Consider the following 13,886-nt stretch of genomic DNA (forward strand, 5'->3'; position numbering starts at 1 on the left):
GCACCGGTAATCTTCATCACCCGTGCTTAAACAGAGCCAACCCAGACTCAGGCTGGGTTAGGGATATCAATAAAGATAACCTCAAGTTGATGTTGAGTTTCTAACCATTCACCAAGAGCTTTGATACCATAACGCTCGGTTGCATGATGCCCCGCCGCATAAAAATTCACACCCATCTCACGAGCGATATGAATTGTCTGCTCAGAAACCTCGCCAGTTATGAAGGCATCCACACCAAACTCAGCGGCTTGCTGAATATAACCTTGCCCACCGCCGCTGCACCAGGCAATACGGCGGATACTTGCTGGTGCATGATCACCACAATGCAGCACCTGACGATTCAATAATGTTTCTAACCGCTCACGTAAAATGACGGCATTTACCGGAGTATCAAATTCACCGTAAGGTAAGAGAGTTTCAATTTCCCCCAACACCCGGATATCAAGCAATTTCGCTAGCTGCGCGTTATTACCTAACTCTGGGTGGGCATCCAGCGGCAAATGATAGCCATACAGATTGATATCATTGGCGAGCAAGGTTTTCAGGCGGTTGCGCTTCATCCCACGAACCACTGCCGGCTCGTTTTTCCAGAAATAACCGTGATGCACCAAAATAGCATCGGCTTGCTGACCAACAGCTGCATCCAGCAATGCCTGACTGGCAGTCACACCGGTGACGATACGGCGCACCTCTTCACGCCCCTCAACCTGCAAACCATTGGGTGCGTAATCCTGAAAAGCCGTGATATCCAGCTTATTATTGATAAGGGTTTCCAGTTCCGTGTTACGCATTTTTTAGTCTCGTTAATTATCAATACTGGTGGAAAGTATAAATTTAAAATATCTGTTTAGGTGCTTTTGCTTTAGAACTTCAGGCTATCACCTTGTTCCATAATGATAAAATTAATGCCCATATCATTACCCTGTGCTAATTCAGCAGCAATGGTTTTACGCACATCTGCCCCCTGTTGGAGTGACGGCTTGATATGGCTAATCACCACCGGCAAACCTTTTAATGGCTCCCCTTCCCCGCTGTAGGTGGCGAGTTTCTTCAGCTCTTTCAGCAACCATTTTGGCGTCATATGGCCATACAACTTGCTGTCCGGGGCATCATTGGGATAGGAAACCTCAATAATCATCCCTTTTAGTTGCTGCTGTTTAACCTTTTCAGCCAGTTTACGCCACACCGTATCCAGATTTTTCGACTTTTCTATTTCATCCGGCCCGGTATCGCCAAAATAGGCAAAATTGGCATTGTTACTGCTGATAAGTAGCATCGAAGAGGGTGATTTATCATGGCTCAGCGGATACATCTCGCCGGTTAAGCGGGTCAGCCCCATACTCAGCGACTGAGCCGGACGCACCAATTGCATCCGATAAGTTCCTAATCGAGTGCCACTGCCACTGTCAGTAAAATTGGGCCAGACACGCCAGTTAAAATAGTAGTTTCGCAGCACATCAATGGTATCTACCGAGGCATAGATGGTTTTTTTACTGTCTTCTGGCGAGCCAATGATCAGACCAGAAACATGGTCAAGATGAGCATGACTAATGAAATAGCTATTAATACGCTGGCGAAAAATATATCCCTGCCGAGTTAAGGGAGCAGCGACTTCATCAGTAATGTCCGAGAAGTTGCCTTTTTCCAGTGCCTTGGCGATGCCCGGCAGTACCGAACCAGCATCCAGTGCCAAATAGAGCGGCTGGCTATCATCACGAATTAGATATGACGTCAGATTACCATCACTGACACCGCCATCCACGCCAAGAGCGACAACTTCAAAACCGGCGGCGGCGGCCAGCGAGCTATACAGGCTAAAAGAGAAAACCACCCCGGCATTAATCAACCTGTTGCGGCGCTGGCTAATGGGTGATGCCGATTGAGTCAAAAAAGTAGTCAAAAACATGAAGGCTCCTTGTGGTTAGGGATCCTTGCGGCCATCCCGCTTAGCGGCGTCAAATGCCGCGAGTGTCGCCAATCTGGCTGCTTTATGGTCCACCAGCGGCAGTGGATAATCCAATGTTTGCTGCTGGCGCTGCGCCCAATTCCATGGCTGATGGATATCGCTGTCAGGCACCGCAGCCAACTCAGGTAGCCAGCGGCGAATAAAAACGCCGTCTTTATCAAACCGCTCTCCCTGCGTAGTGGGGTTAAAAATACGAAAATAGGGCGCGGCATCGGTACCGGTTGAAGCCGCCCACTGCCAGCCTCCATTATTAGCGGCCAAATCACCGTCCAATAATTGCGACATAAAATAACGCTCACCATGCCGCCAGTCGATCAACAAGTCTTTGACCAGAAAACTGGCACTGATCATGCGCAGCCGGTTATGCATCCAACCTGTTTCATTCAGTTGCCGCATTGCTGCGTCAACAATAGGATACCCTGTCTGCCCCTGTTGCCAGGCGATGAATTGCTGTTCCGAGTGATTCCATACTACTGCATCAGTCCAATCAATAAAGGGACGATGCTGGCATAACCGTGGATAAGCTACCAGTAAATGACGATAAAATTCACGCCAGATCAGTTCATTAAGCCAGATAAAGGCACCGCTGTCGGCATTTTCCAGCGCATCCGGGCACTCTGCCCGCAGACGATTAACACATTGACGAGGCGAGAGTATCCCTAGCGCCAGATAAGGTGACAGGCAACTGGTTCCCGCGATAGCCGGAAAATCACGTTGTTGCTGATAGTCCAGAACGAGTTCACGGCAGAAGGCTCGCAGGCGCAGTAGCGCGGCCTCTTCACCCACCGGAAAGAGCTGGTGGTCAACAGATTGCTGTGGGTAATCAAACGGAGTCAGTGGCTGCAGCACTATTTCCATTGAGATATTGCGAGCTTTGGGGGCGGGCACACTGCGGCAATCACTCATCATCAGGCGCTGAATAAATGCCCGGCGAAACGGGGTAAAAACTTTATACATTTCGTTATTGCCCGTCAGAACAGTGCCCGGCGGCAATAGCACACTGTCATGGAAAGCATGACAGGCAACCTCTCGGCCATTAAGGCGAGCGACCAGGGCTTTATCACGTAGCTGCTCATTCAACTCATATTGTTGATTATAAAACAGTGCATCCACTTGATATTTCTGGCAAAAATCACCCAGCCAAGCAATTGAGTCCTGAAAATCCTCACACTGATGATAGTGCAGCGGTATCGCCCGCGCCGCGAGTGCAGTTTGCAACTGTTGCAAATTTTGCAGTAAAAACGCCGCCTGCCGTGGGGCCATATCATGCATTGCCCACTGTGCTGGTGTAGCAATATAGACGGCAATAACTGTTGCTTGTGGGTCTTGGCAAGCCGCATGCAGCGCCAAATTATCCGTTAGGCGCAGATCATTACGAAACCAGACCAAATGCGTTGCCATGTTTTATCCCTGCGCTGAATAAAAAGTAAAATAGTGCTGCCCGGCCAGATAATCATTAGGGAACTCCACCATATAAGCCGTTATTTGGCCAATAGGTGCGCTTAACGGCACCTCCCCTAACCGATACTTTTCAATCAATTGCGCCAAAGCCTGGCGCTGGTCAGAAGTGAGATAAGGCCGGAAATAACCCTGCACATGCATCAATACATTGGTGTGGTTAGCAGCGGTGGGCTGATGAGATAACAGCTGAATCAGACGTTGACGATACTCAGTGGCAAACTCAGTTAATAATGGCCATTTATCCATCTCTGCCACAAAAGGCCCAATCTCGCGATATTCAGGCTGTGAATGTGCCAAGAGCACGAGTTTATAGCGGCTGTGAAACTCCATCAGCTTGCCGCGGGTAATGCCGCTGGCAATTAATTGATCAAGTTCGCCCAAAGCATAGCGACTTTCAGCACTGTTGATCTGCTTATTTGTTATCGACATGAGCCTGCCCCGAATGTAAAAACCATGAGGTTAATCATAACAACCTTATTGCTGCGGGGCGTAATAGATACCAATAAAAATGCCACTCAGTGATTATCTGAACGGCATTTTTATCTCAATATCTGAGGTTAAATAAAGAAGAATATCTTACGCAGCGAGGACATTACCCCAAGCTGCTGCGATATTATTACGCAAGCTCGTATCTATCTGCTGCATAAAGTCGGTACCACCACCCTCAGTGATATCATGCTTGCTCATCATATCTACAAGACTGTCCAGTGCTTCATCTTGCAGAATCATCTGCGACGTTGAACCCTCGATACTCACAACTATATTTGCCCGCTCGCCCGCAAAATAATCTGAGAAAGTCACTGAGCCAATACTTTCAAACTCACTTTGCTCTGTCGTTATTCCGATCCGGCGATCAACCTGAACAATAAGGTCATTACCGTTGCGCTGGAACCAGATATCTTGCCAATTAATATCCTTAAATAGAATACTATCACCACCACTGGCATCGCTCACAGTACAGTCAATAACAGCGTCAGTAATCACAAAACAATCGTTGCCAATGCCACCACTAAAGAGGTTTTTGTAACCCCCTAACTCAATGGTGTCATTACCTTCCCCAGCCTCTATCTTGCTGAATTTGGAAATCGAATTAGCGATAAGTTTATCATCGCCTGTACCACCGTAGATAAAAGATGAATAGCCCAGCAGGACGATATTATCGTTACCACTATCGCCATAGACTGTATTCTGATTGCCAAATACTCGGCTACTATCATCCCCCGAACCTAATTCAGCCACATTATTATTGCCAATGATGACCACATAATCTTGTTCAGAACCGCTAGAGAGTTGGTTAAAATTACCAGCAACCACAGCATAATCCTGCCCAGAACCGGTATCAATCCCCCCCGTTTCTCCGAAGACAAAGGCCTGATCATTGCCCTCACCGAGGTAAGCAGTATTAACTCGTCCAGCAAGCACGGCAGTATCGTCACCGACACCGCCAAACATAGTATTTTCTCGGCCCATCAGTACACCGACATCATTACCTTTGCCACCGGTAAATATGTTAGAAATACCCATGCCATAGAAAACATCGTCACCATTACCTCCCCAGAAATTATTGTTATCACCCAAATAAGCAGCTAAATCACGCCCGTGGCCACCAAAAGTGAAATTATAATTCCCTAACGAGACATGGATATCTCCATCATCGATTAAATGACCACTATTTTGTAAAAATTCAAATAACTTCTGCTCCATATTAAGCAGATCTTTAGCCATATTTTCTTTAATATCTTCAACCATACCTTCTAATTCTGTTTGCCGATCTTTATTAAACATAACAGCAAATAAATTAGGAATATTCAGTGAGTTAAAGCCAAATGCTTGATCATTTTCAGGTGCCGGCGGATTAGTATAAATATCGGTGACAGAATCATGATCAGTTTCGTCAGGCGCTTTATCCTGTAAACCATGCCTCTGAACAAACGAGGTAATAACACTGCTACCCATATTCAGATTAGCTTCTATACCATCCAGTAACTTTTCTGGATTACTAATTACTTTCAGTTTTTCGCCACCAAACTCAGCAACGACTTCCAACATTTCCTTAAGTACAGCGTCTTGATCAATCTCCTGACCATCACGAGAAATAATTCGGCCAAGCTCGTCATAATCCACACCAAAAATATCACCCAATGTGGTATCAGCATTAACACCCGCCAAGCGATTAGTCAGCTTATTCCTCATTTGCCTTGGTAAGTCGTCAAGTTTATAGGTCATAGTAGTTTTCACCCTACCTGATGAGGTATATTCTTGAGTGCTTAAACTAAATAGTGAGCCAACATTAATATCCATAATAGATTGAACGTTATCACCAAAAACAAAATTCCAGTTGCTGTTGGTCGCAATAATATCAGCACCTTCTCCGGCGACAGCTATATTAAAAACAGCCTTATTATGCAGGTCTTTCAACTGACTTGACTTCGTCGAAGCTTGACCCATCGAATTGGATTGCCCGCCACTCGAGTTACTTAGCCACTGGTTATATTTATCATTTAACGTACTTTCAATATCAGCAGTGAAACCACGTCCGCTGCGTAAAGTCTGTGAGTCCAAATTTATTAGTGTGTCATAATCTACGCTGCTGTTAGCATCTAGCCCCGAGAAGTCTGATAGGTATTTTTTTGCTCCAGACAATGTCCATTGTTGGTCTTGAGTAGCTAGCCAATCTTCACCTTCACCATCCTGCGCAATAGTAACTAATATTTCGCTCATCCGCGCTGCATGATCAAACGGATTAACTAATGGCGGGCTAATAATCGATTTATCAGCCATAAAAATAACATCGTTACTGTGACCATAATTAAACGCAACATTCCGGTTACCGACAAAGACTTGAACACCTTCAAAGGCTTGGTAACCCCCAATATCAACACTGTGCTTACTCACACCATCACCGATATGAATCATGACGTTGTTATCACCGAATGTCAGGGTTTTAAATCCGCCAGTCCCTACTTTTATGCCTAAATTAGACGTTCCCCAATTAACAGAAGTAAATTCATCATCGCCAACTTGAATACTTATATTTCCACCATAACTGAACTCTTGCTTTGCTTTAGCATCCCTAGAAGATGGCTCTGCTGTTGATGTTGCTCTATGTGTTGGTTGAGTATATCTCTGTGCATTACGATCAATAGCCCTCGGGGCCGTAGTTTCACCCAGAGTAGCAGTCGTACCGATACGGCTAATATCTATCTCAGATAGTGCAACGTTATTTCTGATATATTCTTTTTTACTTTCTATTTCACCTTGCGCACTCCAATATAATACAACTTTATCTTCACTGGATTTATATAATGGATTGTTATCTTCATCCCTCATGAATTTCCGACCATTAACACCAACTGCCAAAACTTTTCGTCTAGCGGCAACATCGGCCTTAATACCTTGTTTGCCCGCTTCAACCATAAATTTCCGGGCAAAACCTTGCTGTTTATTCTCATCCGTCAACTGGCAACCCACCAGACTGATATACACTGGTGTACTTTTTATTTTATAATCATTATCAAGTTTATCCTGTAACTTCTTAATATTTTGTGCCAATTCAGCTGGGTACTGATGCCCCATGGTATCACTACTTTTCCCTGCTATACCACGCCCTCGCCCATGCCCGACTACTTGCCAACGAATAGTGCCTTTCAATATGCCAGGATCACCAGATATAATCTGATAATTTCCTAACCTATCAAGCATAACATGTACTGAGTTAGGGTTTTTTGCCACTAAATAATCTGCCGCATCATTAATATCCTTGTCATCTTCAAGTTGTACAATAAGCTGGCTGCTATAACGCGTCTTACTCTCCTTTTGCTCTGCGACATTGATATTTGTACCAGGTAAATTAACAATCAATACACAATCAGAAGAGTTACTATCCACAAATCTAATAGCATATTTTCCCGTCACCATTTTGAGATTATTAACAGTGGATAACTGATTAATTCTATCCGCTTGTGGTATCAATTTTTGCATGGCTGAATTAAATTCAGATTCATCAATTTGAACTGACGTCGTTTTTTTCTTTTCTTTATCAAAAACATCAACCTTGAATGAGGTTATTTTTTCATCACCTTCGCTGTTGGTTTCTGTTATATAATCGACTACTCTCCCTTTAGTATTGTTACCTAAATCAAACTCGACCTTATCTAATCTTAATCTTTCGAATAGATAAACCTGCTCATTGCTGCGAGAAACATCCCAATTACCTCGATGCAACTTTTGTTTATCATCCGAATAGAACATTCTATATTTGACATAAATCTTACCATCTATATTATGGTAATTATTTTTGTTCTTAGTGAAATCGTCCATAAAGTATTTAAAATCAGCATGATTTTTAAATGAAACGCTACCATAATTCGGCTCAAAAAAAGACCAAGAATATCCACTATCTTTTTTTATAATAGATATTGCCATAGCATGATTTTTAGAATTAAAAGATAAATATATACTTTCAGTCGGGTTCTTTAGCTTATTCATCAAATCATCATAATAACTCCCTGAATCAGAGTACAATTCACTCACTGTTGACTCTGATGATATATCTCGAAGGACTACACCACTTCTTTTTAACTCACCAATATATAAATCAGCACCCTCCTTAATTTTATCATTTGAGATAGTATTTAGCGTGGTGATTACTTCATTATAGCTAACACGTTCGGGATATTTACGTTTCAAAGTATCCATAATAAAGTCAGAATATGAATTTTTTTCTTTAATCTCTCTTTCAATTTTAGAAAAAACATTGCTGCTATTAAACTTTTCATTCAGAGCACCTTTTTTTTCGATCTTAGAAAATAACCCTTGCAACTCACTATTCAAAAGATTTGGGTAATAAAAAAGACTTTGACTATTTTGAATTTTCAACAGGCTTACCATTTCAGACTCAAACTGACTATGATAGTAATCTGATAAAATACTTTTTTGAATATTATCGATATGACCGGTAGCAGTCACGTGATTATTATACCCTGCAACGACATCCTCTAACCAGCTAATGTAAGCTTTCCCTCCGCCAACACCATAATTACGTTCAGCGATCATGTACTTTATAGCTAAAGCCTTACAAAGCCCTGCAGAAAATGTTTCTGCGTTTTTATCACTATTGGGAGTGATATGCTTACTCGCTATTCTAATAATTTCTTTCTTTAACTCACCTTTAAATAAATCCCTTTGAACCAATATAAAGTAGTTATTGGGGTCATCCTTACCATCTGTATATATACGCATTTTATTATTCGAAAATTCAGTTATTTTCTTTCCATGCTTAGTGAGCTTAAATGTAGTATTTGGAATTGGTAATGTGCTTTCTGATCCTGTATCTTTCCCCTGTAAATTAGGGCTATAATTCTGTTCTGATGCTAGATGAATAGCTTCTTTCTTCTGCTTATTCACCTCCGATGGGTTATAAACATCCAATACTCTTGAGTTCGGCCGACTTTTTATAGAAGTCAGATCTTGTCTTGGCAAGACAATCTGGCTGATAGCATCTTGACCTGAATTAACTATATCTGGGGCTGGATTTCTGTTTATTTCTTTAGTTATGCTGCCATCAGCTTTGGCTAATATTATTTTGTCGGGTGTATTTCCGCTATCTGTGATTGACTCATCAGAAACCTCTGCAGCATGGGTTGTATAAGCCACTTGACCTACACGACGACCACTGCCTTCTGCTGCCTTTCTATCTGTGGGCTGATCCCCCTCCTCTTGCTGTACCCCTTTTGCATTATTCCTTGCTGCATTCGCTTTATTTTCAGCATCATCCACTACTCTGTTGGCATCGTTTTGCATTGCATTTGCTTTATTTTCTGCCGCACTTGCTGACTGCATGGCGCTATTTTTTTGCCCTTCAGCCTCTGCTGTTCTTTCTGTTGCTTCTGAAACTCGGGTACTCTCTTCTACTTTCGCCTGCTCTGCATTCTTTCTTCCCTCCACGACAGCAGATTCAGATTTTGCCAGTGCTTGATCTACCTGTGATTTATATTTTTCACTATCAGTGTTGATTTGTGCTAATTTTTCATCTGCGGTTGCTGTTGCTTGAGAAACTCGGTTATCGACATCAGATAAAATACCTTGAGCAAATGGATTACGAACTGAAGAACCCGCATCTCCATTAACCGAATTGATGATGTCACTTTCTGAAAGTCTGCTAAGTGCCTGGATTGCCACTTGATGTTGGCTAACTAACTCTTCAGCCTCCTGATTAACCTGCTGTTGGTACTCCGCACCAATATTAGCTAAAGCTGACTCATCGGTAGAGGCTAATTGATTTTGGACGTGCTGGCTGCTTTGGTGATGCTTTTCTTTTTCTTGCCTTAATTTTTCACCATCATTCTCTGCCTGAGCTTTATCATTTTCTATCGCTACTTTATTACTATTTAGGGCAGCACTATTATCCTCATACAGTCTTCCGTTAGCAGCATTGTGGGTATTATCTGATGTATCTTCCAGTGCCCTTGCTGCATTTTGTTTTGCGCTATCAATATCTGGTTTATTTATTGTTGATAATTGGCTGCTGCTCGCCTGAAAATCATGTGATGTCTCCGGCGATTTATAATCATCAGTTAAACCCTTACTATCCAGTTTGAAACCAGCAAGATCCTTTGTCGGTTCTGATATTTTATAGCCTCCACGGCCATTTTTGAAGCCGGAAGTATGACTCTCATTGCCATTGACTAAATAATTAATAGCCTGAGAACCGGCACGCCCCATGGCATGTTGTTTAATATTGTTAAATAGACTTACTAATTTATTACTTTGAGTATTACTCGAGGCAACAGACAAATTATAAAAATCACCATCACCTACTTTTATAACAACATTATTTCTACCGTAATTCGCCGCAATAGAAAGACCGTTACCAACGTGAATATTAGCATTAGCCTTTCCTTTCATTACTGCTACATTCAGGCCATCCCCTACCTTAGTATTCACATTGAGTTTACCCCACATCACACTGACAGAGGTTCCATCGCCAACTTTAGTATTTACATTGTTTTTCCCATAAATCGCGGTCACATTTAAGCCATCGCCAATATCTGTAGTCACATTCAGGTCAGCTTTAGCTAATGTCACCTTGGTACCATCACCGACATGAGTTGATATATTTTTATCAGCCCACAAAACATTATAAGAATCGCCCTCACCAACTTTAGTAATAATATTATTTTTAGCTTTCGCTAAAACCACAGTCTGCCCATCACCTACTGAGGTAATAATGTTATTCTCTGCCCATGCGCCAGTATAGCTGTCCAGCTCACCGCCATCAGTTTCAGAAATTAAATTAATGAAATTATGCTTAGCTTTAACCACGGTAAATTCTTTACCTTGCCCTACTCGCGTAATGACATTATATTTACCGTTAATGAAATTATATCTGTCACCATTACCTATATGGGTGATAATATTCGAATCCCCCCAGGCAATATTAACCCCATCACCATGACCAACTTTTGTAACAATATTGAGTTTACCCTTGACTATTCCCACCGTCAGGCCATCACCGACATGCGTCATGATGTTGCCTTTATCTGATATGAGTAACCCGATAGCAATATCATCCCCTACTTTAGTAAATATATTCCCCTTACCACGTAGCACGGCTACAGACATCCCTTTACCTACATGGGTAACAATATTACCTTCAGCTTTAGCTAAAACCCCGGTAAAGCCATCACCTACTTTCGTAATAATATTACCTTTAGCTATTGAAATAGCACCGGTGGAACCATCTCCCACATGAGTCATGATATTAGCTTTACCGAACATAATAGCCACAGCGGTACCATCCCCCACTTTGGTCATTACATTTAATTTACCGGCAAAAATCCCTACACCAACCTCTTTTGTGCCCGGCTGGTTAATTTGAGAATAAACATTTACATGACCTGCCATCAAAGCCACGGTTAAACCAGAGCCCACTTTGGTAAATATATTCGCTTTACCCGCCATTAAGGCAAATGTTTCACCATCACCAATGTGGGTCATAATATTGGCCATACTGACCATGGCTGCTATGGTTGTTCCATCTCCTACCTTGGTAAATATATTACCGCCTTTCGCCAACATAAGAACTATAGTTTGACCATCACCCACTTGAGTTAATATATTCCCTTTGGCCACCATTAATGCCAAAACATCGCCATCACCGACTTTAGTGAAAATATTTCCAATGCCCCCCATCAATGCATAAGTGTCACCGGTGCCAATGTGGCTCATAATATTACCTGCAGCTAGCATGGCTCCAATCGTTGTGCCATTACCGACCTTAGTATAAATATTACCCGCCCCAACCATCACACCCAGGGTTTGGCATTCTTGAGTATTAACATGGGTTAATATATTACCCAATCCAAACATAAAGGCACTGGTATCACCATTGCCGACTTTAGTTAAAATATTACCGCCACCCAGCATGATGGCATCTGTTTTACCTGAACCAATTTGTGTTAATAAATTAATTCCACCGCCTAGAACAGCCTGTACATCTCCGTTGCCTTTTTTGGTCACCACATTTGCTGCTGCTACCGCAATAACACTGAGATTAGAGTGATGTTCATCATCCCCCATATGTGTAATGATATTTCCCAGCCCAAGGGCAATTATTGTTGCATCACCACTGTTAATATTAGTCACCACATTACCGCCGCCCCCCACTATCGAGAAGATAGATCCCTGTCCTTTCTTTGTCATGACATTAAGGCCACCCGCAGCAATCCAGAATGCCTTACCGGAGCCAATTTGCGTGTGTGTATTAAGCCCGCCGAACATTAAAATGCGGCTGTCACCCTCCCCCATCTGAACCGAGATATTACCTAGTGCAATTAATTTTGCATGGTATTGGCCATCACCAATTCTAACCAGTACATTAACTGCACCACCGGCGGTAACATCCATTTTCCCGTGATCACTTTTATGCACGATAACATTTGCTAACCCTGCACCATCAAACGTTAAATCGCCTTGCTTACCACTTTTTACAATAATATTTGCCGCACCTACACCATCAAATTCTGTATTTCCCTCCTCTGCCTGATGGGTAATAATGTTGGCGATTCCTCCTCCGCTAAATTGCACATGACCTTTATCTACATCGGAATTTATGACATTAGCGGCACCACCACCATCAAATGAAATATTTTTATAATTATCAGTCAGTTGCTCTTTCGTAAAGTTGCATATCTCCCCCTTGTTTTTTATATTCCTATTAACAATGGTCTTTCTTTTATTAATATAAACCTCATTGTCAATTGTATAGGCCAGACTAATATTTATACCCAAAGAGCCATTACTGTATCCACTTACTTTTTTGTAATATTGGTTAACGTGGCTATCAATGCCATTAGCCAATATATACTCGACATCAATTTTTTCTTCTAAAGGGAGATAAACTTCAGAGGCTGCAAACATATCCATTTCGTAAGTATAATATTTTCTCCCTTCACTCAGATCACCAATACCTACTGTAGATAGTTTTACTCTTCCAAGTACATTAACATTATCTCTATTAGTAAACTGATAGTAATATATATTTGGTTGGCTTTCTGTATAATATAATTTTTCAATCCATCCAGAGTCAGTAAATTTTAAAGACATGAGTTTAATATTGTCATTATCGTTAAATGTTACTATCCCACCATCATCATTCTCAAAATTCACTACATCTCCGGTCTTAACTCTTATTATCTGGCTGTACATAGATTCTCTATGCACTTCGTTAACAGAATACGCTACACTCTCAATTGAGTAATTACCGTTTGAGGCTCTTTTACGTCGCTCTCCTGTCTGACGTCTCATATACGCTTTTGATTCAATTAAATTAAGCTTAATATTCCCCGTTTCTTCATCCGTAACTAAATTGACACCTAATTTTACTATTCGCTCTCTCTGACCCTCAGCCTTATAATACGCTGTATATATATAAGTCCCATCCTCCTGTTTAACTCGCGTTGCAATTACAACTTCTCCACTATTATTATCTTTTATTCTAATATCTTTCAGAGTTATATCATCCAGTTTTAATTTTCGTATATTGGATGAACCGGTAGCTCTCCGTGTTATTTGGTTATAACCACCAACTCCGACAAAGTCTATACTGCCATCATTACCCGAGTGCTCTATAATATTAGCGATAGCACCACCTCGGTATTTTAGATTTCCACCGTCCTGCTTTCTGATATTAAATGCACCAGCGGCACCTGATATGCTTAATTCCCCCGAGGTATCCTGTACTTCCAGATAAGCAGCCCCACCTTCCACCTTATCATCCCCACTGCCCGTATAAACTATTGCCGCAATAGAACCAACAGTGATTTCATCATCACCACCACGGGCGTAAATTTCACCCCCAAACCCAATGGCAGTAATTTCTTCACTACTGTCATCGCCATTATATTTACCCGTAAAAAAATATTCCGCACTACGTGATGCATTCTTACCCATAATAAAA

The 13,886-nt window shown here is 41.9% G+C and carries 5 protein-coding genes; all 5 read right to left on the reverse strand.

Annotated features, from left to right (window positions below):
• Window positions 1-47 precede the first annotated feature (47 nt).
• Complete coding sequence (locus tag FTA96_RS00295; protein ID WP_145505407.1) at window positions 48-791, reverse strand: type 2 GTP cyclohydrolase I; 744 nt, start codon at window positions 789-791, stop codon at window positions 48-50.
• Between the two features lie 71 nt (window positions 792-862).
• Complete coding sequence (locus FTA96_RS00300) at window positions 863-1,906, reverse strand: MBL fold metallo-hydrolase (RefSeq protein ID WP_050318442.1); 1,044 nt, start codon at window positions 1,904-1,906, stop codon at window positions 863-865.
• 15 nt (window positions 1,907-1,921) lie between these two features.
• Entirely contained in the window at window positions 1,922-3,367 is a 1,446-nt protein-coding gene (gene phrB / locus FTA96_RS00305) for a deoxyribodipyrimidine photo-lyase (RefSeq protein ID WP_050318441.1), read from the reverse strand.
• Window positions 3,368-3,370: 3 nt separating this feature from the next.
• Window positions 3,371-3,856 carry a YbgA family protein gene (locus tag FTA96_RS00310; RefSeq protein WP_145572952.1) on the reverse strand — a complete coding sequence of 162 codons (486 nt, stop codon included), beginning with the start codon at window positions 3,854-3,856 and terminating at the stop codon, window positions 3,371-3,373.
• A 147-nt stretch (window positions 3,857-4,003) separates the two neighbouring features.
• A complete protein-coding gene (gene rtxA / locus FTA96_RS00315) occupies window positions 4,004-13,879 on the reverse strand; it encodes an MARTX multifunctional-autoprocessing repeats-in-toxin holotoxin RtxA (protein WP_145572953.1) in 9,876 nt (3,291 codons plus the stop codon).
• Window positions 13,880-13,886: the final 7 nt, after the last annotated feature.

Origin of the sequence: Yersinia alsatica, from assembly GCF_902170305.1 — a bacterium.
Taxonomy (GTDB): domain Bacteria; phylum Pseudomonadota; class Gammaproteobacteria; order Enterobacterales; family Enterobacteriaceae; genus Yersinia; species Yersinia alsatica.